This window comes from Polycladidibacter stylochi, from assembly GCF_001562055.1.
GTDB lineage: Bacteria > Pseudomonadota > Alphaproteobacteria > Rhizobiales > Stappiaceae > Pseudovibrio > Pseudovibrio stylochi.
The window spans coordinates 77,907-104,143 of record NZ_LLWE01000027.1; the positions used below are offsets into that span (position 1 = coordinate 77,907).

Annotated in this window: 24 protein-coding genes and 1 tRNA gene; 8 read left to right on the top strand and 17 right to left on the bottom strand. The window is 46.4% G+C overall.

Going from position 1 to position 26,237, the window contains the following annotated elements:
* Window positions 1-78: 78 nt before the first annotated feature.
* Window positions 79-1,233 carry an alpha-hydroxy acid oxidase gene (locus AYK67_RS11610; RefSeq protein ID WP_068086752.1) on the bottom strand — a complete coding sequence of 385 codons (1,155 nt, stop codon included), beginning with the start codon at window positions 1,231-1,233 and terminating at the stop codon, window positions 79-81.
* Window positions 1,234-1,974: 741 nt separating this feature from the next.
* On the opposite strand from AYK67_RS11610, the gene AYK67_RS11615 reads away from it, so the two are divergent.
* Both AYK67_RS11615 and AYK67_RS11620 read left to right on the top strand, forming a co-directional pair.
* Window positions 1,975-2,331 (top strand): hypothetical protein, encoded by a 357-nt coding sequence (locus AYK67_RS11615; protein WP_156453137.1) that lies wholly within the window; start codon window positions 1,975-1,977, stop codon window positions 2,329-2,331.
* A gap of 478 nt (window positions 2,332-2,809) precedes the next feature.
* Window positions 2,810-3,757, top strand: a complete 948-nt coding sequence (locus AYK67_RS11620) for a putative phage abortive infection protein (RefSeq protein WP_156453138.1) — start codon at window positions 2,810-2,812, stop codon at window positions 3,755-3,757.
* A gap of 1 nt (window position 3,758) precedes the next feature.
* Here the strand turns inward: AYK67_RS11620 and AYK67_RS11625 are convergent, their stop codons facing one another.
* Together AYK67_RS11625 and AYK67_RS11630 are read right to left on the bottom strand one after the other, a co-directional pair.
* Window positions 3,759-4,373, bottom strand: a complete 615-nt coding sequence (locus tag AYK67_RS11625) for a hypothetical protein (RefSeq protein ID WP_068086766.1) — start codon at window positions 4,371-4,373, stop codon at window positions 3,759-3,761.
* Between the two features lie 100 nt (window positions 4,374-4,473).
* The gene (locus AYK67_RS11630; protein WP_068086769.1) at window positions 4,474-4,683 is read right to left on the bottom strand and encodes a hypothetical protein; all 210 of its coding nucleotides are present in this window, start codon (window positions 4,681-4,683) and stop codon (window positions 4,474-4,476) included.
* 32 nt (window positions 4,684-4,715) lie between these two features.
* Here AYK67_RS11630 and AYK67_RS11635 point away from each other — a divergent pair, with 32 nt between their 5' ends.
* Window positions 4,716-5,408, top strand: coding sequence for a hypothetical protein (locus tag AYK67_RS11635; protein ID WP_068086772.1), 693 nt, complete (start codon window positions 4,716-4,718; stop codon window positions 5,406-5,408).
* A gap of 81 nt (window positions 5,409-5,489) precedes the next feature.
* On the opposite strand, the gene AYK67_RS11640 is transcribed toward AYK67_RS11635, so the two are convergent.
* Window positions 5,490-5,714, bottom strand: a complete 225-nt coding sequence (locus tag AYK67_RS11640; protein WP_068086778.1) for an Acb2/Tad1 domain-containing protein — start codon at window positions 5,712-5,714, stop codon at window positions 5,490-5,492.
* A 241-nt stretch (window positions 5,715-5,955) separates the two neighbouring features.
* Between AYK67_RS11640 and AYK67_RS11645 the strand changes: the two genes are divergently transcribed.
* On the top strand, window positions 5,956-6,261 hold the full coding sequence (locus AYK67_RS11645; protein WP_068086779.1) for a hypothetical protein: 306 nt from the start codon (window positions 5,956-5,958) through the stop codon (window positions 6,259-6,261).
* On the opposite strand, the gene AYK67_RS17150 is transcribed toward AYK67_RS11645, so the two are convergent.
* The 8 genes from AYK67_RS17150 to AYK67_RS11695 form a co-directional block, all read right to left on the bottom strand.
* Window positions 6,245-6,511: a hypothetical protein gene (locus AYK67_RS17150; RefSeq protein ID WP_156453139.1), complete on the bottom strand. Its 267-nt coding sequence runs from the start codon at window positions 6,509-6,511 to the stop codon at window positions 6,245-6,247. The two genes, AYK67_RS11645 and AYK67_RS17150, sit on opposite strands and share 17 nt — an antisense overlap.
* 416 nt (window positions 6,512-6,927) lie before the next feature.
* A complete protein-coding gene (locus AYK67_RS11655) occupies window positions 6,928-7,461 on the bottom strand; it encodes a DUF6362 family protein (protein ID WP_068086782.1) in 534 nt (177 codons plus the stop codon).
* Window positions 7,462-8,100: 639 nt separating this feature from the next.
* Window positions 8,101-8,376, bottom strand: coding sequence for a DUF6074 family protein (locus AYK67_RS11665; protein WP_068086788.1), 276 nt, complete (start codon window positions 8,374-8,376; stop codon window positions 8,101-8,103).
* 84 nt (window positions 8,377-8,460) lie between these two features.
* A complete protein-coding gene (locus tag AYK67_RS11670; protein ID WP_068086793.1) occupies window positions 8,461-9,045 on the bottom strand; it encodes a helix-turn-helix domain-containing protein in 585 nt (194 codons plus the stop codon).
* A gap of 51 nt (window positions 9,046-9,096) precedes the next feature.
* Window positions 9,097-9,651 carry a hypothetical protein gene (locus AYK67_RS11675; protein ID WP_068086795.1) on the bottom strand — a complete coding sequence of 185 codons (555 nt, stop codon included), beginning with the start codon at window positions 9,649-9,651 and terminating at the stop codon, window positions 9,097-9,099.
* Window positions 9,652-9,678: 27 nt separating this feature from the next.
* Entirely contained in the window at window positions 9,679-10,062 is a 384-nt protein-coding gene (locus AYK67_RS11680; protein WP_068086799.1) for a hypothetical protein, read from the bottom strand.
* A 532-nt stretch (window positions 10,063-10,594) separates the two neighbouring features.
* On the bottom strand, window positions 10,595-11,866 hold the full coding sequence (locus AYK67_RS11690) for a tyrosine-type recombinase/integrase (RefSeq protein ID WP_338012336.1): 1,272 nt from the start codon (window positions 11,864-11,866) through the stop codon (window positions 10,595-10,597).
* A 120-nt stretch (window positions 11,867-11,986) separates the two neighbouring features.
* Window positions 11,987-12,063: transfer RNA gene (locus AYK67_RS11695), tRNA-Arg, on the bottom strand.
* A gap of 146 nt (window positions 12,064-12,209) precedes the next feature.
* Here AYK67_RS11695 and AYK67_RS11700 point away from each other — a divergent pair.
* Both AYK67_RS11700 and AYK67_RS11705 read left to right on the top strand, forming a co-directional pair.
* Window positions 12,210-12,992 (top strand): hypothetical protein, encoded by a 783-nt coding sequence (locus AYK67_RS11700; RefSeq protein ID WP_156453140.1) that lies wholly within the window; start codon window positions 12,210-12,212, stop codon window positions 12,990-12,992.
* Between the two features lie 92 nt (window positions 12,993-13,084).
* On the top strand, window positions 13,085-14,461 hold the full coding sequence (locus AYK67_RS11705) for a M48 family metalloprotease (RefSeq protein WP_208976283.1): 1,377 nt from the start codon (window positions 13,085-13,087) through the stop codon (window positions 14,459-14,461).
* Window positions 14,462-14,498: 37 nt separating this feature from the next.
* Here AYK67_RS11705 and AYK67_RS11710 read toward each other — a convergent pair whose 3' ends face one another.
* From AYK67_RS11710 to AYK67_RS11730, 5 genes are all read right to left on the bottom strand, one after another.
* Complete coding sequence (locus tag AYK67_RS11710; protein ID WP_068086807.1) at window positions 14,499-15,329, bottom strand: RNA polymerase factor sigma-32; 831 nt, start codon at window positions 15,327-15,329, stop codon at window positions 14,499-14,501.
* A gap of 314 nt (window positions 15,330-15,643) precedes the next feature.
* Window positions 15,644-16,219 carry a CarD family transcriptional regulator gene (locus tag AYK67_RS11715; RefSeq protein ID WP_068086808.1) on the bottom strand — a complete coding sequence of 192 codons (576 nt, stop codon included), beginning with the start codon at window positions 16,217-16,219 and terminating at the stop codon, window positions 15,644-15,646.
* A 550-nt stretch (window positions 16,220-16,769) separates the two neighbouring features.
* On the bottom strand, window positions 16,770-17,108 hold the full coding sequence (fdxA, locus tag AYK67_RS11720) for a ferredoxin FdxA (RefSeq protein ID WP_068086816.1): 339 nt from the start codon (window positions 17,106-17,108) through the stop codon (window positions 16,770-16,772).
* Window positions 17,109-17,276: 168 nt separating this feature from the next.
* On the bottom strand, window positions 17,277-17,660 hold the full coding sequence (locus AYK67_RS11725; RefSeq protein WP_068086818.1) for an RNA-binding S4 domain-containing protein: 384 nt from the start codon (window positions 17,658-17,660) through the stop codon (window positions 17,277-17,279).
* A gap of 27 nt (window positions 17,661-17,687) precedes the next feature.
* Window positions 17,688-20,642 carry a helicase-related protein gene (locus tag AYK67_RS11730; protein ID WP_068086826.1) on the bottom strand — a complete coding sequence of 985 codons (2,955 nt, stop codon included), beginning with the start codon at window positions 20,640-20,642 and terminating at the stop codon, window positions 17,688-17,690.
* A gap of 995 nt (window positions 20,643-21,637) precedes the next feature.
* Between AYK67_RS11730 and AYK67_RS11735 the strand changes: the two genes are divergently transcribed.
* The gene (locus AYK67_RS11735; RefSeq protein ID WP_068086828.1) at window positions 21,638-22,357 is read left to right on the top strand and encodes a LuxR family transcriptional regulator; all 720 of its coding nucleotides are present in this window, start codon (window positions 21,638-21,640) and stop codon (window positions 22,355-22,357) included.
* Window positions 22,358-22,738: 381 nt separating this feature from the next.
* Entirely contained in the window at window positions 22,739-26,188 is a 3,450-nt protein-coding gene (gene pyc, locus AYK67_RS11740; RefSeq protein WP_068086830.1) for a pyruvate carboxylase, read from the top strand.
* Window positions 26,189-26,237: the final 49 nt, after the last annotated feature.

Sequence of the window (26,237 nt, forward strand, 5' to 3'; positions counted from 1 at the left end):
AACTGGTAAGTTATTGGCTGGTTTGGTGAAAAGGGAGCTCTTGCCCCCTTCACCTCTTTTTCTGGCATACAAATGAAGCTATTGGGCTGCAAATGGATTGTGGTAGATATTTTGAGGACCAAGATTGGTCGCCAAGCGCTCGCCACAAAGCGCCATAGTGATATCCATTTCATTTTCCAAGATTTTTAAAGCAGTTGTCACGCCTGCTTTGCCACCGGCTCCCAGACCATATAGGAAGGGCCGGCCGATATATGTGCCTTTGGCTCCCAAACAAACTGCTTTTAAAATATCTTGGCCGCTGCGTATGCCGCCATCAATGTGCACTTCTACCTGGTCGCCAACGGCATCGACAATCTCTCCCAAGACTTCGATAGAGGAAGGGGCGCCATCCAGTTGGCGGCCGCCATGGTTGGAAACAATTATGGCATCGGCTCCGGCTTGCGCGGCAATTTTAGCGTCTTCTACATCTAAAATTCCCTTTAGGATTACAGGTCCGCCCCACATTTTCTTGATTTCTTCAACAGCTGACCAGTCTAGTTTGGGGTCAAACTGTTCGGCTGTCCATGAAGAAAGTGAGGATAGGTCGGAGACACCCTTCGCGTGGCCAACTATGTTACCAAAGCTTTGGTGTTTGGTTTGTAACATTTGCAAGCACCACAAAGGGCGCGTTGCCATTTGCCAAATGTGTTTGGGGGTAAACTTGGGCGGAGCAGACAAGCCGTTACGTAAATCTTTGTGGCGTTGCCCCAGTATTTGCAAATCAAGCGTGATGACAAGCGCTGAGCACTTGGCGGCTTTGGCCCGCTCGATGAGATTCTTGAGGAACTCCTTATCGCGCATGACATAAAGCTGAAACCAGAACGGCTTGGTTGTTTTGGCCGCTACAGCTTCGATGGAACATATGCTCATGGTTGATAGGGTAAAGGGTACGCCGAATTCTTCGGCGGCTTGTGCAGCCAGAATTTCACCATTCGCGTGCTGCATGCCAGTAAGGCCTGTGGGCGCAAGTGCAACAGGCATGCTAACGCTTTGGCCTACCATTTTTGTGGCCAGCGAGCGGTTGGTCATGTCGACTGCAATACGCTGACGTAATTTGATTTTGCTAAAGTCGTGCTCGTTTGCACGATATGTACTCTCTGTCCATGAGCCCGAATCAGCGTAGTCAAAGAACATCTTGGGCACACGTTTTTGTGCCTTCTTTTTTAAATCATTAATGACGAGTGTGGGTGACATAAAACCTCCCGTTATTTATGTACCCGTTCATTCAAAGTGAGGGAAAGTGATTATGTCAATCATAAATCCTATATATATCAGTAGGATGCCTAGGTATATCTAGGTTATATGAAGGTATATCAGAATTTTGCGAGGTAATTATACTAAAGTTTTATGATTTGTACTTTGATGCGGGCTGTAATTACTTGCAGGTTTGAATAGTCCTGTGAAGTATATTAGGTAAGATTGGCTGGTCCTAATAAGAGTCGTTTTGTTTGGCTATTTGTTGGGAAGGGCCGTAACTGCTCGCTGTCAGGCTAAGTCGAGATTTCTATAGTTTATAAGGTAGAAGAATTGGTGACCCCGACAGTCACTAAGCCAACTATTAATTGGTATATAAAACAATAATATGTGTAAAAGTGTTATCGATTTACCCCTCACTATACCCCACAAAATCAGCTTCAATATTTTGTTTTCTTCCTCACTTCTACAAAGTAAGTGGTTAAACTGGTAAGATTGACAACTATTAGAAGTTCATACTATGTTCTTTTTAGCTGGCATAAATGCTGGTGAGTGCGTCACACAAAGACGTGCGGGGATTAGGAACCCCTTCCAACCAAAAGGCGTTTCCACCACGCCACGTTTCCCTGTGAGCGTGGTTTTCTATGGTCGGGCGAATGAGAGCACGTAAGTGCGCCGCTTCCTTTTGGGCGGTAGTTCCTAATCTTGTTTTGCCCGATCACCAAAGATTAGGAACCTTTGTTGTCGGGTTTTCAAATCAAAAGGAAACAGACCATGCTTTTTATCAATCGATTTGATCTAAGCTCTAAGGAACTTGCTGATTTGTATGAATGCCTCAACTCCTTGGCCCATCATGCTGAAGCTCTAAGTGATTCACCTCGTGCACGAATTTACCGAAATACAGTTTTTCAAGAATTTAACGGGGTTGGGAGTTATTTGGATGGGCTTAGCGAACTTCTTTTTGATGAAATGGAAAAGCTTGCGAAAGTTGCAGAGGCTCCGAAACGCTGGTCATCTGAAAATAAAACGGAGTTAAGGCGATTGTCTATGCTCAAGGCGCTAATTGAAGGCAGGTACGAAGAATTTTCTGCTGCTTAGCGCTTTTGGACGTATATTAGCCCTGCTATAGAAGCGGGGCTTCCGCTTGAAAATGAGCTTTCACCCTACGCCTTGCCACAACAGAGAAATCATAAGCTATTGTTCTCCCCAGGTGCTATCGTATGAGCTTCTTGATGAGCTATCCTGTTGAATTTCGCAGCCGCGTAATCATGGAGGTCTATTAGGATGGCTTTAGAAGACTAATTAACCCTTTTTTGCCCGAATGGTGTTTGAGTTACAATATAACATATTGTAATTATTGTACTACTTTCATTTGATTTTTTGGAAACTAAGCAAGCAAAAATGTGTTTTTGTGGCTTGAAACTTGTCAAAATGTGGGCCTCGCGACCGTAAGTCTTCTGACATCACACAAAAGGTACCTAAATCGGGGGGTAACCCGTCGGTTTGCCTCTTGCTATTAGTGTATTCAAAGAATCTCTGAAAAGATGAGGCAATGAACATGGATGGGAGCATATAATTGTCAGACTCAAAGCATTCAAGTGCCAACAATGGAAAAAGGAATGGATTAATTCTAACTTCTCCTTGGGCATGGGGAATATTCGGGACCTTAACCTTGCTCGTTCTTTATCTTTGGCAAGCAAACGCTCATTACGCCGTTACCGGAGAGCTACCTTTTTATCTATCTTTTAACGAACCAGCTCCCCCGCAAACCTTTTGGGAATTGTTTCATCAATTCAAATCGCACCAATCAATAGCTAGTTATTCAGAAAGAGGGCCTATAGGAGATACGTTCGGAATTGCAAATTCTCTATTTTCTGGCCTTGCGTTATTGGGTTTGTTCTACGCAATTTTACTACAACATGAAGAGTTGGCACACGTTAAGCAAGAACGCAGAGAGACAAAAGTAATTTTAGACAAACAAGAAGAGAACATTGAAGCACACGCTGCGTTAAATGCAAAACAGTCTTTTGAAACCAGCCTATACAATGCGCTTGACTTATTACTCAAGCACCGAGGACAACTTATATTTGAAGGCGCAAGCCAATTCTCTGGAAAAATTGCCCTTTCTGAAATGGCAGCATCATTGCACAAAAACGGGAACACAGTCGAAAACCTTATACATAGCTTTGATAATTACTGGAGTGCACCTAATAATAAGGTACGCTCCAGAGGTACTAGTTACATTCGAGCCGTTATGATGATCTGTGAAATAATAGAAAAAACAACGCTAGAGAATAAAGAGTTTTATAGGCAAATACTGAGATCACAGCTCGATGAGCCCGATTTAGTTCTCATTTTATTTGCTGCTTGTTCAAAAAATAACATAAGCGGTAAGTGGCTTGAACTTGTAAAAAGCTCTAATATCTTAAAGTATATTACACTTCAGGATTGGGATAATAGCTGTAAACGTTATGTTGAAGAACTGCTAGATGAATGCGATTTTATCTTTCTTGGGAAAATATAATTTACTTAACCGCCAGCATCTTTCTGACTTCTTTTTCTACTTCGGGCTGTAAATGCTTGCTTTCGTTTTCGTACGTCTTGGCAGTATCGTCTGTGGTCATTTCTTCCGGTATCCGTACATCTGAGCGTGCTTTACGAAAGTCTGAGTTACCCCACTTGCGCTTACCTTCTGTTCGTGCCTCAAAGACAGTGCCCTTGAATTTTACAATCTCTTTACGGTTCGGGAACCTACCGCCCTTAATCCAAGCCTTTGGGTGTTTTTCCAACCCCCCACGGGGCTTCGCCCCTACACCGCCCCATTTATACTCTCTAGCTTTAAAGTGCTTTAGGCTTATGTACCCGCCTTTTGTTGTTAGAGTGTATTCTAGTTGAGCGCTATTGCCCTTAAATGCAGCTCGTGCCTTCTTAGGTTTGCCAAGGGCTTTTGTGATTATTTTCTTTTTAAGTCCGGTCTGCTTGGGTAGTGTTTTGATAACAGCGCGGCGGACTTTGGTTCCCGTACGGTTGATAGCCGCCCTATAAGCTTTCTCAGCTTCCTTCTTGCTTCCCAACCGCTCAGCGACTTTCCAGAATTCGGTGAGCTTGTTGTCGTCGATACTAAGCTTGATGTGTGCCATATGTTCCTCCCCCCAGTTTCTGACATAAGGCCGATCAGAAAAAGGAAAAGACACGGCACAAGGGTGTCGAGGCTTAAATAGATTATCATTTAAATTTTTTCTAAAGCTTTTCTGCCAATGTAGATGGGCACCATTCAGCTTCTTTATCAATGACACGAGACGAATATGGTAAAGACATATTACTTTCTTGGCTTAAGGGTGAGTTCTTAGCAATATCTTTCAAGGTATCGAACAAAGGTCCAAACTGCTCAACGACTTTCCAGAATTCGGTGAGTTTGTTATCATCGAAACTGAGTTTAATATCTACCATATTGTCCCATCTAACAGCTTATAGGCCCTTACGTGAAGTCACTTACATATCTAGCTGCAGCTTTGATTATTTGCTTAATCCTTATCTATGCAGCAATTGGGCTTGGCTATGCCTTTGGCCCTTACTTCATAAGCGAAAAAAATAACGTAACCGACTGGATAATGGCTTTTGGTAGTGTGGCTGGTCCCTGTGTAGCAGCTGGTGGCTTTTGGTTGATTCTTGACCAGCTGAAACAGCAACAGTTATCCAATAAGATAGCTGTTAGACAAGAACTATCAAATACCTTGCTTGAAGCTAGAAATGAGCAATTGATGGTCAAAACCATTGCTTCTGGTCACTCTTTAAGCGACATATTAGAAATATATACAAAAGTAAATTCACACTCAAAAGCACCTGAGTGTAATGAGATTATATATTTTGAGCCATTCAGAAACGCTATTTTGCTTATGAGCGACCCTACACGACCGACAATAAAAAACCTACAACTAAGATATGGTGGTTTGATTTTCGAAATAGCTGGCATCTGTCAGAGCTTAATCGACATTTTGCCATCTTTCTTTCATGAGGTGTCAGGTAGAAAATCTACACTGGCACAACCACTTTTCATTTCACGACCTAGGCGTTTGACGTTTGCTTTAGATAATATAAATGAAGCGGATTTTGAGAAGCTTGTTGCAATAGATAACTACCTAAAAAACTATCCAAAGATTACATGGCAGTTTTAGAAAAAGAGCAGAAAAGGCTGAGTGCTGCAGTTGAGAGTGTTTATACACAAATCACGACGATCTAGCCACGTCCTCACGTAATTAAAAGAAGTCAGGCTTAGTAACTGAGCGGGTGAGAGCCATCAATCCTTGCTGCAGGTTAGTCTCACCAATTGCCAGCCAACGTTTATCAATTTCATCTGCGACCGATAACTTCTCAACCAAATCGCCTATCTCTTTTCCTTTGAGCTTGATTTCATTCATCAAGTCAATTTCCGCCTGTGACAACTCACGATAACCTTTGATCTTGCGATGCTGATTATCCATTTACGCCTCGTTTTGTTAAACATAATGACAAGCGCCGGGAGGCCAGACCCGGCGGCCCCTGTTGGGGTCTTAAGGCTGGTTTTAGGCAGAGCCAGCTTGCCATTACATATCTTTATATCAATAATTTATAGTTGAGACTTCATTAACCAGACTTCTCCAGCCTCAATGATTTTGATCACAAAATATGATACTATTCACTTTAAAAGTAGCTTTTCAATGTTCACTTTCAAAGGAACTTAAAATGAGAAGGGTGAATATGCGTTTTCCGCCTAGGGAAAGGACAGCTCGCTTGATCAAAAGAAGGGATTTGCTACTGGAAAGAATAGCTCAATCAAATAACCGTGCTGAGCAAGGAGCTTACCGCAGGCAATTACGGATGGTTGAAAGACAATTATCGCAGCCAAGAGCACAGACCATTCAGCCCAAATCTGCCGACAGTCAAAAAGATAACCAAGGTAATAAATATAGTAAAAGAGACAGTAAAAGAGACAGTAAAAGAGTGATCATTAAAGCAAAGCCCAGAGAATCTACTAATGTGTCTGGCTAGATTTAAATGTAACCTCAATTTCCTCAACCAAATCAGCTGGAATATAAGTAAGATCAATAGTATCTACATTTCTCTCTGGATTTATTTCTTCCCATTCATCAATAATACATTTTTTATAATCGGTTACATACAAACCCACAGAACCATCATGCCCAAATAAACACGGTCCAAATGGTTTACATGAAAATCTAGAAAGAGGGTGTGACATCAGTCTTTCGCCACCCTTTTTTCGGACAACCAATTGTATCATGGGTATCTCATTTGAGGAGCATATGGTTTCTATAGTGTTCGTATGCACATGTGTGTAGGAAATTTTGAAATACCTTAACACCTGCGTACTCATATCTGCCCCCCATTTACGCCATATAACTGCGACTAATACCGATAGAGTGACTGACAAACACGCATTTACTACATCGTTCTCAGTGAAGCCTTCTGCGATAGTCCCGCCCAACTTAGCAATAAACCCAAACACTGAACTCAAGAACAATGTATCGATAGATTTGTGTGCCCTACTCCTACCAGTGTACGCGATCCTGTACCCAGTGTATCCTGCCGCAAATACAACTAAGGTTTCAAGCGGCAGATCTAAAAGAGGTTGGATTTGCATAACTTGCTCACTTATCGTTATATACCAATACCCTAGACCCAACGGGGGAGGAAGCACTAAGCCGCAAGTTTCCTCATTCTATCAGAATAACTACCCGATTTAGGCCGGTATTGTCCATCTATAACTTCACTTGCCAAAGAAAGAAAAACTCTATTTTTACATAGGCTTAACAAAACATTTTCAAGTGCATAGTTAAGGCGGTTGTAGCAGGTTTGCCGCGCTACTCCCAATTGATCCAAAAATTTATTCAAGCTTAGCTTATAGCCATAGCAAAAGGTCATGACTGCCAGTGCCTTACGGTCTTCGGGTCGTTTCACAGCTGCCATCCAGCTCCACGTTTCTTCCATACTTGCAATAGCGGCAACATCCGGCCTTGCATGGTGGCGTAGCTTTTTTTCACCTTCGCTTAGTTTTTTGGCACAGGCGTTGAGAGCTGCCTCCCATTGCTCTGCTGCGCTTGGTGTTACATCAGGCCAGAACGTTGCAGGCTGGCCGGGTCTTACCCCGCGCACCCGCATAAACCGCATGACAACCTGAGCCTCAATCAGCCGGTCTAAAATAACAGCTTCCGTAATTTGTAGCGGTGTCATGCGCTTCTACCTTTGTTTGCAAGTGCTGAAAATTTAGCACATCATATGATGTAGCAAATATTTCCACTCTTCATGGTATTTACTCAATCGGGTCTAACCCTGCTGTCACGGCTGCGCACGCTAGCGCAACATGCCGTGGTATGACCACAGTTTTACTTGGGGCTTCCCGCCTAATGCCTGTTTCATATAACCGCACGGTCTCGGGAGACATCCCGAGGGCTTCAGCCGCTAATGCTCTGCTTTTGAAGCCATTTTCTTTGCGCCATTTTTTGAAGCTCTCGGGGGTCATTAAAGCCAACCAAAATTTACGGCCAACAGGCCAAGGATTACGAGTGATAGAGCTATAGAGACGAGAGATAGTTTATCTTGCCTTGACATTTGTATGCTCCTATATTGAGGGAGGAGTGCACCCCCCTTGGCCTAGGGGGGTGCGTCGCTCATCTTACCAGTGGTGCAGGATGTTCACGAAGAGCATCACAACTACGATGATCTGAAGGAGAATTGCCAGAAGTTGTAGCTTCATTTTGCTTTTCTCCTTGTGGCGGGGATGGCCTATCCATCCCCCTCACCACACATTCAATATAGGCATACTGTGCCCGGCAACTTCTGTCAGAAGATCGGCCCAAATTTGAGCACATCTCAAGCCCCTTTCCGCCCTAACTCATAGCGCTGGACCTCTTGCACTACAGCTACTGAGAACTCAACGAGGTGCCGCTCAGCTACTTCAGGAGCAACACCTGCAGCCGCTGATTGCTTGCGCAAGGTCTCAAGTGTGCGCCGCCAATAGGCGTCCCGGTCCTTACCCCGCTTTTTTGCGAAAATTGCTGCTACATGCCTTATTTTCCCTTTTCGATGCTTCATTGGGAACAAAATCACACTGCTTTCTGGGAGTGAGCTGCCGGTAGTGCCTGCCATGGAATTCCTCCGCCTAGACCAAGATATATATAGTACCCCAACTTTGGGGGGTAAAAGGATTGGCTGTTTTCTGTGATTTCGATTTTACGCAACCTCGCTTTCACCCCAACTTTGGGGAGTGGGACACCCCAACTTTGAGGATTGAGTTTTTTTTCTTTTTTTGTTCTCATTGTCCGCTTGCCGCTTGGATTTTTTGTCATCACGTGCCTGTTCAGTCCAGCGCCTGACATCCACTGAGGTTTTGCCCTTCCACTCGTTTGTGGCGTACCCTCCGTCTTTGTCTCCAATCCATGTGAGTCGGAACTCATTGGGATGCCCAGTACCAACCCCCGCCCTACCGCGCCTAACTGCTATCAGCCCCATAAAGACTAACTCGTCTATTGCGTCTGCAATACGGTTTTTGCCAACGCCGTACTCTTCAAATTGGCGGTGTGTTACCTTCAATGCCCCGTTCTCTAGCCCCGCGTTATTGATGTGCTCAATCTTGATGCGGTCCAATACCTTCCGAGCGTTTATACTCAGCGCCCTATAAGCTGCAGACTCCAGCAACCCGCAGGTCTCCCAAATCCATTTTCCACCTTCAGGGGGCTTGTTCTTCGGCCCCTTGTTTCGCAGCATCTTGGATGTTGAGCGTCCTTTCTCATCATGCTTTAAATAGTTACCTGCCATTTCGCCTTCATCATCTTCAAGGAAAGAGAAGGCCGCTAACGCGGCCCTCAGTTAAGCTGCTTCGGTACTGCTGATTAGGCAGTCATAACCATCAGCTTTCTGCTCCAGAGCTATCTCCTTAGCCGTTGCTTCGGCCTCACTTTGGGATTGATGCACTGCTATTAAATCAAGGCACCTTTCGCCCCCCCCACTCAAGGAAACAAATACTCCATACCCCGGCGTCCGCAAATGTGGTGGTGAAGTTCTGTCAGAGCTGTACTCTATTGTTATCATGCATGTTTTACGTTCTGGAAACGCTTCACCGTACCGATAGATCAAATAGGGTGTTTCTTCTTCCTTGTACCTTTCCGCAAGCTTCTCCAAGAGCATTTCGGCGTCTGGCTGGCTGACCGTGGCGTGCTGAAAAAACACCGAAGCATCTGGACCAATTACCTTTTCTGGATACACAACCTCGATCACGTATAGCTCTTTTTGAGTATCGGCCAGAAGTTGCTTGCTGGACAGGGCGTCTTTAGCCAAATGCAAATGTATCTCTACAACCCGCCCAGCGCCGGATTTGTTAGGGTTTGGCTTTTTACGTGCACGGAAGCGAATAACATTGTCCATCTTTTCACCTCTTCAACTACGCAGGGGTTACGCTGCTGCTTTGCAAATACGGTCGTTTGCAGCGTGTAACGGCTGCTTAGCCTGGGCTTCTTGCTGACTATTTGTTGGTGACAGTACGATATTCTCATAGAGCAGCAGTAGTTTATGAGGCACACAGAGGCCAGAAAGGCGTGTCCAATTACGTAACAGAGCTTTTTTTGTGCAACAGTAGCTCTTGCCCCTCCACACCCTTCCATGTGAGCTTAAAACGCCTTTCTGGATAATCCACTGAATGCCGTCTCTGCAGGCAATCACACGCCAATTGTTACTATGGGCTATTATTGCGCCGTAGTTTTCATGACTTTCCTTCTGCGCTGAGCTAACTTTGCTGCGTTTGGGATAGTTTTTATTTGTCCTAACCAACTCTTCCACAGTGAAATCTCCGTTTTTAAATTGTTGCTGATGCCCATTACTTTGATTATGCGGCCCTCTTGCTATCTAACCACGCCTCTATTTCGCAAAGCCTCCAGCGTTGCCCACGTGGACCCTTGCTAATGTTCATTGGTGCTGGAAGGTCAAAGTCTGGATCTTGCCGTAAAGCCCATAGGCGGTTCAATGAAAATCCTAGTAATTCAGCTAACTCAGAAGTGTTTATAAGTACCAAGGTATTTTTATTATCATTCACTGGCTCGTTCATTCAGGTCCCTTTCATTTGCACAAAAAAAACACCATCGGTACAAGCATATTCCCAAACGCTTCTAGGCGAGCCCAATTGCACACGCTGGTCACAGCACGCGCCGATAGTAAGTTTTGAGTGATTCCAATGATTACAATGCTCAGAGTCATATCTCTGACCAAGGTTATAATATGCTATGAAATATTAGAGAGACAGGGCTGCTTACTTACAAACACCCCTTTAGAGCTTTTTTTTAAAATTTTAGTTACCCTTTAAGGCATTAAAAGGTTATATGACAGTGGATAAGTTTGCTCTTAGGGGTATGACATTCGCAGCTTCTTGCCCTGTGATAACTTTAGACCATTGCTCTACGATGATCGCTCTTTGTTCCAATAGGTCAGCGCGGTTGTATGATCGTTCTACTTTTCCTCTAACTTCGTGTCCTTGTTGTATCTCTGCTGCATCATAAGGCAGGCCCATTTCAGCAGCCCATGTTCTAAAAGATGCTCTGAAACCATGCGGGACATAACCTACATTTTGGGTTTTCATGATCTTTGATAGTGCGCTTTCGTTTAAATATAGTGTTTTAGCTCTTGGGTGTTTAGCTTGCCTTGGGAAGAGAAAACCATCTCTTGAGAATGGTTTTGAAAGTTCGATGATGCGAAGAGCCTCAGAACTCAAGGGTACTCGTTGAGCCTCTGTATGTTGGCCGACACGTCCTTTTAAGTCCTCAGGAGGCACATGCCACACGCATTCTGTAATGTCTTCTAATTTCATGCGCCGGACTTCGCCAGACCTACGAGCTGTAAGTATCACTAATTGTAAGGCCCTAGCTGCGACAGTACCTAACTCTTCCAATTTAAGGTAATAGTCTGCCACGTCTCTCCATGGCATAGAGGAGTAAGGTGCAGCGTTATTTATTTGTTTGCCAAGCAGCCGTTTTGCCTTGTCTGTAGTGTCTAGTTGAACCTCAAGCCCCATATCCAAGGCATGTTCAAAGCCGATCTTAAGGCGCTGAATAGCTTTCCTTGCAACTTCTTGCTTAACGTTCCATATAGGTTTCAAAGTTTTAACAATGTCTGCTGGACTAATTTCTTCAATTGGCGTGTCTCCAATTTTTGGTAGAACATGCGTATTTAGAGCTGACCACCAGCGCCCTGTTCGCCCCTCTTCTTTAAGGGACGCTTTTCTTGCTTCAAATGCTTTCTCTAATACTTTGCGTAATGAGGTATTTCGCTCTTGCGCTTGTTGCTGTTCTAGTTTTCTTATTGCAATAGGGTCCTTACCTTCATCGCGTATTGCTCGCCACTTTGAAACTGATTCTCGTGCTTGCTGAATTGAGCATGCCGGGAAAGAGCCTAATCCCATTTCACGCCTCTTCCCTGTTACTGGAGAAGTGTAGATAAATGCCCAACTTTTTCGCCCCGATGTGCTTACGATAAAATAAAGACCACCCCCATCGCTAATTTTCCTTGGCGTAGCGCTACGTAACTGAGTTGGTTTTAGCCGGTATATACTTGCCACAGAATATTCCTCCCCACATCCTACCCCACATTGCACCCCACATTTATTACGCAATGGCAGAAAAACTAATGGGTGCTAAAAGTGCTTTATAATGGCGTATTATGGGGGTTTTTGGAGATGTTGCAAGATGCTACAAAATACATGGAAAAGTTGGTTTGGTGACCCCGACAGGAATTGAACCTGTGACCTACCGCTTAGGAGGCGGTCGCTCTATCCAGCTGAGCTACGGGGCCATAGCACTATTGATAGCGGTAGCCTGCCATAGCATGTTTAGAAAACGGATGCGAGTATGAGTTGCTATGGAGCCCAAAACATCCCCAACCTGATCTGCGCTATTTGTAAACATAAGATGACGCTAAGGCGTTGTGGGCTGTTTCTGATGATTTCTCTTAGGGCGATGCTTGTAGGCGATATTGCACTTGGCGGGTGCGTTCGCGCGCACGATATATTGCTTGAGCGATCAAGCGAACCAAGTGCTGCCATGTTCTGGCAGCATCACAGACTTGCAGACTTACATTTGGTCGAGGGAGAGCATTATGCCGAGCAAAACTTGATGGCAAAATATTATCGGGAGTATTTAGAGGCACAGGCAAACAGCAAAGATATAAAGAGCCATCTGGTTGGCGAAAGCATTGAGTTGCGGTTACGTGCCGGTTTGCCAGCAGATCGCTGGGGGCGAAAGGTCATTACACTTTGTTTTGAAAAAGGTACTTGCTTTTCTAAGTGGCTTTTAACAAATGGTTTGGCTGTTGTTTCGCCACAAGAATTGGATACAGAGTGTATTGATCGTCTGCTAAGCTATGAAAAGGCAGGATTTGCGAAAATATCAAGGACTTGGCGTAAGACTTATATTGTTTCGACCGAAAAAAATAACCTAGAGGAATTACGTGGGAAATTTATAATAGCCGAAGGCAAAGTCGTGACAGTTGGAAAAAGGCGCAAATACACTTATCTGAACTTCGGTAAACGCTGGACAGAGGATTTTACAGGTATTATTCAGGTAAGGTCTATTGCGAAAAAATTTGGCAAGTCATGGCCAGCTGAAGCGCTTATTGGCAAGCGGGTGCAAATCCGAGGAATACTTCAAATGAATATGGGACCGGAAATAAAAATATTCCATCCCGGTCAGCTTGAAGTGCTAGGGGTGGAGCATACACAGTAAGAATGAATGTAGCCTGTTTTAAAAAGAGCGTACGCTTTTGGAGAATAACTGTTTGGCTTGTCGCCTTGCTGTTTGGGCTATCTGGTTGCCAGATGCTTCAAAATGCGGGTTACTCCCCGCGGCCAGGCACGCTCAGACCCGGCCTTGCAGCCGATATTGGCGCACGAGAGCACCCGCGTGTTGTGGCGACATATGGCGGCATTTACGAGGATGGGGGCACAGAACGTGCTATTGCCAAAGTTGTTGGCCGTTTGGTTGCGGTCTCTGATGATCCGGGCCTCAAGTACAGGATTACCATTTTAAACAGTCCGGCTGTGAATGCGTTTGCTTTGCCCGGCGGTTACTTATATGTAACGCGCGGTTTGCTGGCATTGGCAAATGACACTTCCGAGCTTGCCGCAGTTCTTGCCCATGAGATGGCGCATGTTACCGCGAACCATGCCATAAAACGCAAACAACAAGCAGATCAGGCAGAACTTGTAAACCGTGTGATGTCGAATGTGGGTAAAAGCCCGGAAGCTATTGAAAAAGCCATAAAAGAAACCCAGATGCAGTTTGCACGATTTTCGCAAGAGCAAGAGTTGCAGGCGGATGATATCGGCGTACGCACTTTAGGCGCTGCCGGTTATGACCCTTATGCGGCAGCTCGCTTTTTAAAAACAATGGGTGATTTTGCCCGTTTTCAAAGCTTACAGGGTGAGACAAGCCAAGTACCTGATTTCCTTTCGTCGCATCCCAATACGCCAGAGCGTGTTAAACGCGCTATATTAAGTGCCCGTAAAATTGGTGCCCCGGGTATTGGTCGGCGTGACAAAGCAAGCTATCTGGCAGATATTGATGGCATGCTTTATGGCGATGATCCTTTAGAAGGGTTCATCCGCGGACGTAGTTTTTTGCATAAAGCGCTTGGGATATCGTTCTATGTACCGCGCGGCTATGTTCCGGAAAACTCACCGGATGCTGTGCTGGCCAGTAATGGCCGAGGCACTGCTATGCGTTTTGACGGGGCCGACCTTTCCGGTTTTGAAGAGCTGGAAGATTACATGCGCAGTGGCTGGATCAATGGTTTGGTTGATAATAGTGTGCGCCCGGCAACAGTAAACGGATTGCCAGCAATGATTGGGTCAGCTGTTACCGATGGCTGGTCATTTAGAATTGGGGTGGTACGTATCGGGGCGACGGGTTACCGGTTTATCTTTGCCAGCCGGACGCCTAATCGCCGCTTTGTTGATGACTTTGAACGCACATTGCACAGTTTCAAGCAACTTAGCCCAGCAGAACAGGCGCGACTGCGCCCGTTACGCGTGAAGGTTGTTTATGCTCGCGAAGGGGATACTGCAAGCCGCCTTGCGGTTGGAATGAGTGGAGTTGAAGCAGAGCGACGCCTCCAGCTGTTTATGATTTTAAACCAGGTAAATAAAGCTACGCGCTTTCACAAGGGCGACCCTGTGAAGGTGATTGTTGATTGAGGGCCTGTTATTTGTTGGCATGGCTTGTCATGCAGGGCTAGCGTGTTGCTGCACGTAATTTATCAAGTGCTTTGCATTCGATTTGTCTCACCCGTTCTTTTGAAATGCCAAGGTTTTTACCTAGCTTGGCGAGGGTTGGGCTGTCATCCATGAGATGGCGCATTTTAATTATATGACGTTCGCGTTGATTAAGTGTCATCATTGCAGCTTCGAGCTGGTTTCTACGCCGTTCGCGGTCAATCCGTTTTGTTGTTATCGCCTCAGGAGATGGGGACGGGCAAACCAGTCGGTCTTGTTGCTCTCCACCTTGCTCTTCATCGTAGAGGGGCTGATTGAGCGAACTGTCTGGACCGGACAGGCGGGCTGTCATGCGTTGTATATCCTCCTGCTTACGACCTGTGCGTTTGCAAATGAGGGCCGATAACTCGCTATTGTTTAAATGCGGGTTGGCGCGTTCAATTTCGGCACGGATTCTACGCAATGAAAAGAAGAGGGTTTTTTGCCCCGAAGAGGTGCCGCCTCGCACGACGGACCAGTTTTTTAAAATGAAATCTTGCAGGGAAGCCTTAATCCACCAAGTTGCATAGGTTGCAAAGCGTACCTCCCTTGTGGGATCAAAGCGGGATGCGGCTTCCATGAGCCCCAAATGACCTTCTTGAATAAGATCGCTCATGGAAAGGCCATAGCCGCTATAGCGTAATGAATGGGCGATGACCATTCGTATGTGCGCTTCTGTTAGTTTGTGAAGGGCGTTCAGGTCTTTATTGTGTACCCATCTGGTGGCAAGCGCATGCTCTTCTTCTGAGGTCAGATATGGGGCTTTTCTTGCATATTTAGCAAGTGTGGCTTGCTTGCTTGGGTATGACATCGATCACTCTCCAATTGGCTTGAGATTGCTGCCGTTGTTGTTTTAAAAAGCTGAAAACAAAATTTAAAACCCTTTGTGTTGCTTTGTAATTTTCCAAATAGGAGATAACCTATTGAATTTACATAATTAAATTTATGGGGACATAATACTTGAAAAGATCAATAAAGCGCAGATTAGAATGATTACAATATTGATTGATATATGTGGCGTGATTAAGGCAGATTGAAGATGATAAAAAAGCAAAAGCCCGGACATGAGCCGGGCTTTTGCAAATTCTGAACTGTTATATTCTCCACACTATGTGGATGTGCTGGCTATGCAGCGGCTTCCTGACCATCTTCAGAAGATGCGGTAGGCTTAGGACCGCGGCCAGGCGACTTGGAAAGAATATCTTCAATCTGGCGAACGGCTTCGGTGTCGGGTTGCTGCTGTACGGCTGCAATTTCACGCGCCATACGGTCAAGGGCGGCTTCATAAAGCTGGCGCTCGGAGTATGATTGCTCTGGCTGTGTTTCGGAGCGATATAGATCGCGAACAACCTCGGCAATTGAAATCAGATCACCTGAATTGATTTTTGCTTCATATTCTTGAGCGCGGCGGCTCCACATCGTGCGTTTTACGCGTGGTTTACCCTTGATGGTTTCAAGACTTTTCTTAACGGTTGCAGCTTCCGACAGTTTGCGCATGCCAACCGATGCGATTTTAGCAACGGGTACGCGCAACGTCATCTTATCCTGTTCAAATTCAATGACTAGGAGTTCGAGCGAGAAGCCGGCAACATTTTGCTCTTCTATGGCAACAATCAAGCCAACGCCATGGGACGGGTAAATGATATGTTCACCGGTTTTGAACCCCTGGCGCTGCGCGGTCTTCTTTGCGGGTGTAACCATACGCTTTACTTCTCCTGCGCAGATGCCTAGTGTGTGCTAGGCCGAGTGCTTAATAACGCAAGCACTACAAATAAGGTAAACGCAAAAAATACGCCGAAAGCACATTGCATTTCGGCGATGCGTTCTGTTCAATTTCATTCAGTCGGTTAGGTCGTGGGCTTAATCCAAAAGGCAATCAGGCGATGCGACGCCATTGCAATTCTTCAGAAATTGCGGCCAAAAAAAATCTCCCTGAGGAGATGAACCAACCAGCGTGCCAAGCGACTATTGGGCACTATAGCACATTATCCACGGATTTCAAACCATTCTTGTCTATGAGATAAAACGGGTTGAAATACCATGATGAATACATTGTATAATGCTTGCTAAAAGCTTGTATATACTAGTAAATTAGTCAGAAATACAAAGCATGTATTTACCAAGACTATCTCAACCTAGTGCTGGTTGCTGGTGTGAAGCTTGAGTCGGACCATAAATATGACGCAGCTGCGTGCCCAATGACAGCTTGTTTATGGTGCGAACTGGATACTTCGCACCATATGCTGGTGGCTTAATCACCAGTGCCAGGGTTTGGCGAGAAGTATTTCGCCAGCTTGTCTTTAACGCCGTCAAATTCCGGAGCTTCCGGAAGCGCGTCTTTTTTCGCTGTAATGTTCGGCCACTTAGCGGAATATTCTGTATTGAGTTCAATCCAGCTTTCCAAGCCTGGCTCTGTATCTGGCAGAATGGCATCTGCTGGGCATTCCGGTTCACAGACGCCGCAGTCAATACATTCATCAGGGTTGATTACCAGAAAGTTCTCACCCTCATAGAAACAGTCAACCGGACAGACCTCTACACAGTCTGTGTACTTACATTTAATACAGTTGTCAGTTACGACGTATGTCATCGTATCCTCATTAATATCTTGGCGACAAGTTTGTTATGTGAACGTTTTGTTCTTTGTCTCTGGTTAATCCGCCCAACTAGGCAGGGATAGCTTTTTTGTTTGTTAGCTGCAAGGGGCTGTGTCTTATAGTTCCTACCAACTATGGAATCATAGCATTAATGCGCAGCTTTAAGAGGTATCAAATTGCTTGACCCGCTTTAACTGCAGCAATTGGCGTCGATCGCGCTTAGTTGGTCTGCCAGCGCCTGGTTCTCTTTGTTCGGCTTTGGCTTCTGGTTTTTCTGGTGGTGGCGGGGTTAAGTCTTCGTAAAGCGTTTGCGCTTCAGGTGCCGGGCCGCGCCTTGTTCCAGGTTGTAACACCTTCAAGATTTTTTGATGATTGCCTTTAGTGACAACCAGAACATCTCCTGGTTTCACCGTTTGGCTTGCAGCGCTCACCTTATCTTTATTGAGGCGAACATGTCCGGACACGGCGAGTTTTTGCGCCAGTGTCCGGGTTTTTGCCATGCGGGCGTACCAAAGCCATTTATCAATACGTTGAGACGCCTGCATGTTATCCTCTTCACATTCTGCTGGCGATCAGTTTTTACCATCTTTCATGTTTTGCTTTAAAGAAAGCAAAGCGGCAAATGGCGAGTTTGGATCGATAGGCTTGTTTTTGCTCGCTGGAGAAGAATGCGCCGATCGTTGCGGCTTGCCACCGCCAGATTTGCCCGCACTATGACGCTTGTTGGCGGCATTTTTGTGGGGCTTACGCTCACCGCGATCGCTGTCATGACGACGTGGTTTGCTTTGGCGTCGGTTGTTTTCGCTTGTGCTCCGGCGGCGGTCGTTGCGACCAGGGCGCCAGATTTCTAAAGTAACAGTCTCGGTTGCCTGTTCTTCAGCTGGAACCTCTTCAGAAGAAGCTTCCTCGGCTTGCGCTTCAACCGGCTTGGCGTCGCCTTCGCTTTGAGGGGGAGTACCTTCCTCAGCAGCTTCCTGAGTGGCTTCACTCTCAGCAGGTGCTTCGGTGTCTGCTTCTGCCTGTTCTGTTGGTTGTGTCACTGCCGCTTCAACCTGCACAGGGCGCTCGATCTCACGTGTTTCTAAGCGATATCCCAAAGACTTCAAGATATTCGAGAAATCTTCACCGGCACAACCAAGTAGCGATGTCATGGAAACGGTTACAGTAAAACCGCCGCCTTCTGTTAAGGCACCTTCAGGTGGCTCAACGCCTTCTTCTAAAGGCTTCCATGCCACTAGTGGGCGAATGATATCGGCCAGACGCTCCAGAATATCGATACGAACAGCACGTGGCCCGCAAACACGGAAACCACAGACGCGGTAGAGCGACAGTTCGATTTCTTTATCATTAGGAACAGAGGTGCGGCCAGAAGCGGAAAGCTGTGGCAGCTCTTCAAGGCCTTTAATGCCCTCTTTACCCTCTTTTAGGGCCCATAGCTGGGCTAGCAGCTGGCTGGGGGCAGGCTTGAGCAATGCAGGTACGAATATGTGATAGGCACCAAAACGCACGCCAATTTTACGCAGGGAGCCACGCATTTGCTGGTCAAGTTGGCGAATTTCGTCGGCAACTTCAAATCGCTCCAGAATGCCAAGCTTTTCTGAAAGGCGATAGGCAACACCGCGTGCAATGCCTTCGATATTTTCGGCTTGCTCAAGTTCGAATAAAGGCTTGAGTAGCGTTTCTACGTGCGCTTTCACCCACTGGTCCAGGCGTTGCTGCACTTTATCGCGTGCCGGGCCGGTCAGCTGCTCATCGGCCAGCAATAGCAAGCCAGGGCGCAGCGTTGTTTCGCCGGCAACCAACTTGGCGACAATATCGCCCTGCCATCTAATTGTGCCATCCGAAGAGAGGATGAAATCTTCGTTAGCAGAGCGAGAAAACCGGTCTGCCCGCGTTTCAATCTCACTAGCTAAAGCTTTTTGGGCAGCAGTACGCACAGCTTTTTCATCCTGGCCTTCTGCCGCTGAATCTGGGGCAAACCGGAAACCGTGAAGTTGGCCAATGTGCTGGCCCTCTACTAGTACGTCCCCGGTTACGGTGATCTCCGCTTCGAGCATCTTGTTCTCTCTCAGACGTCGCATCAATACGCTGGTTCGCCGATCCACAAACCGCTGTGTTAGCCGTTCGTGAAGGGCATCTGATAAACGATCTTCTATGCCGCGGGTAACGCCTTGCCAGTGGGCAGGGTCGTTAAGCCAATCGGCACGGTTGGCTACAAATGTCCAGGTCCGGATATGTGCTATCCGGTTGGCAAGTGTGTCGATATCCCCATCTGTTCTATCTGCGAAAGATACATGATTATGCATCCATTCGTCAGGAATAGCGCCCTTGTGGGCCAAATGGGAATAGATATCCAATACGAGGTCAGCATGGTTGGCTGGGGCTATCTTGCGATAGTCAGGCACCTGACATACATCCCATAGCATGGACACCTGGTCTTTGTTTGTCGCAAGTGAAGTGACTTCACTATTACGACTTGCAAATTCCAGTACACCGATATCCTCCGCCGGAGGGGCTTTGGTCAAGCCCTGTTCTTGCGGAGGACGCTCTAAAGAGCGTAAAAGTGCATTTATTGAACTGAAATCTAACTTTGAGTTGCGCCATTGCAGCACTTTTAAAGGTTCAAACTCGTGAGATTCGAGCTGGCGAACCAAATCATCTTCAAATCCGGAGACTCGCGCCGTGACCCCAAAAGTACCATCGCGCAGGTGTCTGCCAGCGCGTCCGGCAATTTGGCCTGTCTCTGCTGCGGTCAATTGGCGGTACTGATAACCATCAAATTTACGATGTCCTGCAAAGGCAATATGGTCCACATCCAGATTGAGCCCCATTCCAATGGCATCGGTGGCAACCAGCCAGTCAACGTCGCCATTTTGAAACAGCTCAACTTGCGCATTGCGCGTTCTTGGGGAGAGTGAGCCGAGTACAACAGCAGCGCCGCCATTTTGACGGCGAATGAGCTCTGCTATTGCGTAGACCTCGTCGGCAGAAAATGCCACGACGGCCGAACGTCTTGGTAGGCGTGTTACCTTTTTCGAGCCGGCATAGGTAAGTATCGACATGCGTGGCCGCGTGACGATATTCAAACCCGGTAGTAATTTTTCGAGCAGCGGGCGTATGGTTTGCGAGCCAAGGAGCAGGGTTTCTGAATGCCCCCTTAAATTCAATATACGATCCGTAAACACATGGCCGCGCTCTAAGTCACCCGCCAGCTGGACCTCATCAATGGCCACAAAATCCACATTAAGATCTTTAGGCATGGCCTCCACAGTCGAGACCCAATAGTGGGGCGTACGTGGAATAATTTTTTCTTCGCCGGTTATGAGTGCAACGACATTAGGCCCTTTGCGCTCTACCAACTTATCGTAGACTTCGCGTGCCAGTAGACGTAGCGGTAAACCTATCAAGCCGGAGCCATAACTGCACATGCGCTCAATAGCCATGTGGGTTTTACCTGTATTTGTAGGTCCCAAAATGGCTGTGACCGTTTTTGCGCGAATTGTACGAGGTAAAATTTCTGGTTTCATTAATTGCTAGCTAGCGCCCGTTCAGCTGCGGGGGCCTCCATATTCGGTGTTGCTTTAGCGTAAACAGGCATAGAAGATAAATGGCATCTACCTAAAGCAATGCAGGCGGTTGTAACGCCTATATAGATAACTGTGGCTCTGTGTAAAGGCTTCGTGGAAATTTGCAAGCTGAGATTTTAGCAACACTAGGTGGGCTTGATCTTAGATATTTGCTTTTGGGAATGGTCTGTCCTTAAAAGTATGGCAAGAGATGCGCATATGTGGCAGGGCGCTGGGGAAACCGCTATCCGTCAAAAATAACAGTCCAATAAATCACCTACTTATTTTTAAGTTCTCGTTTGTGACTGTGAAATGTTCTAGGGGATTTGAAACTAGGTCGAACGATCGTCCATGTAACATGTTAAAGAGCCTGTGACGTAGCGGATTGCTATAAAAAATAACCTAGATAGAGATTGAAAGTGGGGGTTAAATATACTGCGATTCGAGTGTATCATGGCTAAAACAGCAAGTGAAAATGCCAGTGCGCGATGTATTCAGTTCTCCTTGAAGAGTTATCCCCGATTTCCCCGAGTTGTTATAGTTAAGAAATTTACATCTATTATTCAATTATGACGATTGCATTCCTAGGGGGCATTATAAAACTAAGTGTATTTACTTACTGTTTTTCTTGCTTGCATACCAATCGAGCAAAATAAAAGGAAATTGCTTGTATTTGAGCACATTGCAAGCAGACCAGTGTAAATTTCACCCCTCATATATAACCAGTCCTTAGAAATTGAATTGCGCAGAAATTAGAGAATTTGATTGGATATTACTTATTGTCAATATCCGTGTAAGTGTAAATTTCAGTGATGAAGTCTAATTGAATAATTTTATTTTCCTATTGGCGTATTTCCGGTCGTGAATTGAAATTGGTTGGTTGAGACACCTTCTATCTTGATAAACCTTTTCGTAGGGTAATCTTCGTTGGGGCAAGATAAACAGGGGTGAATAAAATGAATCCATTAACTGTTGCACTGGAATTTGTTGACACAATTAGTATTGAAGAAACAACTGAAGGCATTTCACGTCGCCTTTCTGATGTTGCGCAAACTTTTGGCTTTAATAGCTTTTGCCTGGCATCCATGCCAGATTCAGGCGGAAGTTTTGATAGCTGTATCATGATTAGTGGATGGCGGCCGGATTGGCAGCAGCGCTATCTGGATAGGGACTATGTGAAACATGATCCAGTTATTCTACGGGCACGTACAGCTACGCGTCCATTTCTTTGGTCAAGTGTAGCTATTGATAGCAATATGAGCGGTGCAGCCCGACAAGTTTTAGAGGATGCACGTAACTTTGGAATGAATGATGGCGTTTGTGTACCCATACAGGGTTTGCAAGGCTTTCAAGGAATTTTGCTGTTTGGCGGTGGCGAAGTGCGGCTTACCGAACGGGATATTAGTGTTCTTCACCTTGTGGGTATTTACGCCACGAATAGGGTGCGGGAGCTAACAGGCAGCGGAAGTAGCCGTCCCCGTCATCGTTTGACACCAAGAGAACTTGAGTGCCTGAAATGGTCGGCTGCGGGAAAAACCAGTTGGGAAATCAGTCAGATATTGACTATTTCTCAACATACAGCAGACTGGTATTTGGCTTCTGCTGCCAGAAAACTACATGCTGCGAACCGAACCCATGCAGTTGCAGAGGGTTTTCGGCTAGGGCTTATTCGTTAAAATGTGACACTATTATGACTTAAATAACCTTTGCCACAACTGAGTTGCAATCGTAAAAACGGGTCGTCATATTGAGCGGCCTGTTTTTATATTAGTAGCGCATAGTATTGATTATCTACAATTAATCTAAGTAAGCATACTTATAATATATCAGTCGCAAGGTCTGGGGTGATGAAATATATCTCGGTAGGTTATTAAAATATAAGTTTAAGGTATGTTGCTGGACTACTATTATAAGTTACTAAAAAACTGATAGTGTTGAGATATTCTGATAATTTATCAAATATTGGATCTAAACTGGTAAATTTTTTCTTTCCTTATGATTGATTGCTCTGGTAGTAATTAGCAAGCATTCGACTTATTCTTTAGGGAGGAAATTGCTTGTCAATTCGTCGTATTCTTGTAGCTAACCGCTCAGAAATTGCTATTCGCGTTTTCCGGGCTGCAAATGAACTCGGGCTGGAAACTGTAGCAATTTTTGCAGAGCAAGATAAGCTCGCATTGCACCGCTTTAAAGCCGATGAGGCCTATCAGGTTGGCAAGGGTATGGGCCCGATTGAGGCGTATCTTTCTATTGATGAAATATTACGTGTGGCAAAAGAGCAGAATGTGGATGCGATCCACCCTGGCTACGGTTTTTTGTCGGAAAGCCCGGAATTTGCTGATGCTTGTGCCGAAAACGGCATAGTATTTATTGGCCCCTCTTCAACAACCATGCGTCGTTTGGGCAATAAGGTTAGTGCACGTGAACTTGCCATAGAAGCAGGTGTGCCGGTTATGCCTGCGACCAATCCGCTCCCTGATGATATGGATGAAGTGAAGCGGCTTGCTCTTGAAATCGGTTATCCGGTCATGCTGAAAGCCTCTTGGGGCGGCGGTGGCCGCGGTATGCGGGTTATCCGTGACGAATCTTCACTGGTAACCGAAGTGTTAGAGGCCAAACGTGAGGCTAAAGCAGCGTTTGGTAAAGACGAGGTTTACCTTGAAAAGCTCGTTGAACGGGCACGCCATGTTGAAGTGCAGATTCTTGGCGACAGCCATGGCAACATTGTTCACCTTTATGAACGTGACTGCTCCATTCAACGTCGCCATCAGAAAGTTGTCGAGCGGGCACCTGCTCCTTACCTGGATGAGAAACAACGACAAGAGCTTTGCGAATATGGCCTGAAAATCGGTCGCCAGGTTGGCTATTGCGGCGCTGGCACAGTTGAATTCCTGATGGATGCAGATAGCGGTAAGGTTTACTTTATCGAAGTCAATCCGCGCATTCAGGTCGAGCATACAGTGACCGAAGAGGTCACCGGTATTGATATTGTTAAAGCTCAAATCGCCATCGCCGAAGGGGCAAAAATTGGTGATGTGAAAACGACGGGTGTACCTGCTCAAGAATTGATCGAATTAAATGGTCATGCATTGCAGTGCCGTATTACCACAGAAGATCCTGAACAAAACTTCCTGCCAGATTATGGCCGTATCACCGCTTACCGTGGTGCAACCGGTTTTGGTATCCGCCTTGATGGTGGTACCGCATATGCGGGAGCGGTAATTACCCGTTTCTATGATCCTTTGTTGGAGAAGGTTACAGCTAAAGCGCCAAGTGCTGCAGAAGTATGTAAGCGTATGGACCGTGCTTTGCGCGAGTTTCGTATTCGCGGTGTGGCAACCAACCTGATTTTCCTTGAGCAGATCATCACCCACCCGAAATTCCTGAATAACGATTATACCACACGGTTTATTGATGACACGCCGGAGTTGTTTGAGAATATCCGTCGTGGTGACCGCGCAACCAAGCTGCTTGATTATATCGCCGATGTGAGTGTGAATGGTCATCCGGAAACCCGCGGTCGTCCGCGTCCGCCTGTCGATGCGCCGGCACCTGTTGCACCATATGTGGAAGGTGTCGTGCCCGATGGCAACAAGCAGCTTTTAGACCAGCTCGGACCCAAAGGTTTTGCCAACTGGGTGAAAGCGCAGCAGCAGGTATTGATTACCGATACCACCATGCGCGATGCCCACCAGTCATTGCTGGCAACAAGAATGCGGACCTTTGATATCGCGCAGGTTGCTGAAACCTACGCCAAGGGTTTTCCGCAATTATTCTCGCTTGAATGCTGGGGTGGGGCAACGTTTGACGTTTCGATGCGCTTCTTGACTGAAGACCCTTGGGAGCGGTTGCGTTTGGTGCGCGAAAAAGCGCCGAATATTTTGCTGCAAATGTTGCTGCGCGGCTCTAACGGTGTGGGTTATGCCAACTACCCTGACAACGTGGTCAAACACTTTGTCAAGCAAGCAGCGACGAACGGCATTGATGTTTTCCGGGTGTTCGATTGTTTGAACTGGGTTGAAAACATGCGCGTCTCGCTGGATGCGGTGCAGGAAGAGGGCAAGCTGTGTGAGGCGACGCTGTGTTATACCGGCGATATTTTAAACTCTGCCCGTCCTAAGTACGACCTTAAGTACTATGTGAATCTGGCTAAAGAGCTGGAAGCCGCCGGTGCTCATATTCTTGGTATCAAGGATATGGCCGGGCTGTTGAAGCCGCAGGCCGCTAAGGTTCTGATTAAAACCTTGAAAGAAGAGGTTGGTATTCCGCTGCACTTCCATACGCATGATACCTCGGGTATTGCGGCTTCAACCGTATTGGCTGCGGTCGAAAGCGGTGTTGATGTGGTGGACTTGGCAATGGACGCTTTGTCTGGTCTGACCTCGCAGCCTTGTCTTGGCTCTGTTGTGGAAGCCTTGAAAGGCACCACCCGCGATCCGAAACTGGATACGGAATTGATCCGCGAAACCTCTTTCTACTGGGAAGCGGTGCGTACGCAATATCGTGCCTTTGAAAGTGAAATGCGCTTTGGCGCTTCGGAAGTTTACCTACACGAAATGCCAGGTGGTCAGTTTACCAACCTTAAAGAGCAGGCACGCTCGCTTGGGTTGGAAATGCGCTGGCACGAAGTGGCCAAAGGTTATGCCGATGCCAACATGATGTTTGGTGATATCGTGAAGGTGACACCAAGCTCCAAGGTTGTGGGCGATATGGCCGTGATGATGGTGTCGCAAGGCATCACCCCTGAAGAGGTGCTGGATCCGAACAAGGAAGTTGCTTTCCCTGAGTCGGTTGTCAACATGCTGCATGGTGATTTGGGGCAACCGCCGCAAGGTTGGCCAAAAGCATTGCAAGAAAAGGTCCTGAAAGGGCAGGAGCCGATTACGGTTCGCCCAGGCTCCTTGTTAAGTGCTGAGGATATGGAGGCGCGCCGCGCAGAAGTGACGAAACTTCTTGGTCGTGAAGCGGGTGATAAAGAGCTTAGCGCTTATCTCATGTACCCCAAGGTGTACACCGAGTTTGTCAAAACCCAGGACAAGTATGGTCCAACAAGCGTATTGCCAACGCCTGTATATTTCTATGGCCTTGAAGTTGGCGATGAAATCATGGTGGAGCTGGAACCGGGTAAGGTGATGGTACTGTCTTGTTTGGCCATTGGTGATACGGATGAAAACGGCGAAAAGCGGGTCTTCTTCGAGCTAAACGGTCAACCACGGGTGATCCGCGTACTTGATCGTGCTCATGGCGCGACTGGTGGTGCCGGCCGCGACAAAGTGGAAGAGGGTAACCCGAACCAGTTTGGCTCTCCAGTACCTGGGGTTGTTTCTACCGTTGCTGTGAAGGCAGGGCAGCAAGTGAAAGCTGGTGATGTGCTGGTTTCGGTGGAAGCAATGAAAATGGAAACAACAGTACATGCAGATCGTGACGGGGTGATTGCCAAAGTAAATGTTACCCCTGGCGATGCTGTCGAAGCAAAAGATGTGCTTGTTGTTTTTGAAGCAGCATAATTAAGTATATCAATACAACAGGAAAGGCGGCTTGTTGATGCAAGTCGCC

Bases quoted from the DNA above. Each gene is read 5' to 3' on its own strand.
- AYK67_RS11610 (WP_068086752.1), bottom strand. From the start codon at position 1,233: ATGTCACCCACACTCGTCATTAATGATTTAAAAAAGAAGGCACAAAAA.
- AYK67_RS11625 (WP_068086766.1), bottom strand. From the start codon at position 4,373: ATGGCACACATCAAGCTTAGTATCGACGACAACAAGCTCACCGAATTC.
- AYK67_RS11630 (WP_068086769.1), bottom strand. From the start codon at position 4,683: ATGGTAGATATTAAACTCAGTTTCGATGATAACAAACTCACCGAATTC.
- AYK67_RS11640 (WP_068086778.1), bottom strand. From the start codon at position 5,714: ATGGATAATCAGCATCGCAAGATCAAAGGTTATCGTGAGTTGTCACAG.
- AYK67_RS11645 (WP_068086779.1), top strand. From the start codon at position 5,956: ATGAGAAGGGTGAATATGCGTTTTCCGCCTAGGGAAAGGACAGCTCGC.
- AYK67_RS17150 (WP_156453139.1), bottom strand. From the start codon at position 6,511: ATGATACAATTGGTTGTCCGAAAAAAGGGTGGCGAAAGACTGATGTCA.
- AYK67_RS11655 (WP_068086782.1), bottom strand. From the start codon at position 7,461: ATGACACCGCTACAAATTACGGAAGCTGTTATTTTAGACCGGCTGATT.
- AYK67_RS11665 (WP_068086788.1), bottom strand. From the start codon at position 8,376: ATGGCAGGCACTACCGGCAGCTCACTCCCAGAAAGCAGTGTGATTTTG.
- AYK67_RS11670 (WP_068086793.1), bottom strand. From the start codon at position 9,045: ATGGCAGGTAACTATTTAAAGCATGATGAGAAAGGACGCTCAACATCC.
- AYK67_RS11675 (WP_068086795.1), bottom strand. From the start codon at position 9,651: ATGGACAATGTTATTCGCTTCCGTGCACGTAAAAAGCCAAACCCTAAC.
- AYK67_RS11700 (WP_156453140.1), top strand. From the start codon at position 12,210: ATGATTTCTCTTAGGGCGATGCTTGTAGGCGATATTGCACTTGGCGGG.
- AYK67_RS11705 (WP_208976283.1), top strand. From the start codon at position 13,085: ATGCTTCAAAATGCGGGTTACTCCCCGCGGCCAGGCACGCTCAGACCC.
- AYK67_RS11710 (WP_068086807.1), bottom strand. From the start codon at position 15,329: ATGTCATACCCAAGCAAGCAAGCCACACTTGCTAAATATGCAAGAAAA.
- AYK67_RS11715 (WP_068086808.1), bottom strand. From the start codon at position 16,219: ATGGTTACACCCGCAAAGAAGACCGCGCAGCGCCAGGGGTTCAAAACC.
- fdxA (WP_068086816.1), bottom strand. From the start codon at position 17,108: ATGACATACGTCGTAACTGACAACTGTATTAAATGTAAGTACACAGAC.
- AYK67_RS11725 (WP_068086818.1), bottom strand. From the start codon at position 17,660: ATGCAGGCGTCTCAACGTATTGATAAATGGCTTTGGTACGCCCGCATG.
- AYK67_RS11730 (WP_068086826.1), bottom strand. From the start codon at position 20,642: ATGAAACCAGAAATTTTACCTCGTACAATTCGCGCAAAAACGGTCACA.
- AYK67_RS11735 (WP_068086828.1), top strand. From the start codon at position 21,638: ATGAATCCATTAACTGTTGCACTGGAATTTGTTGACACAATTAGTATT.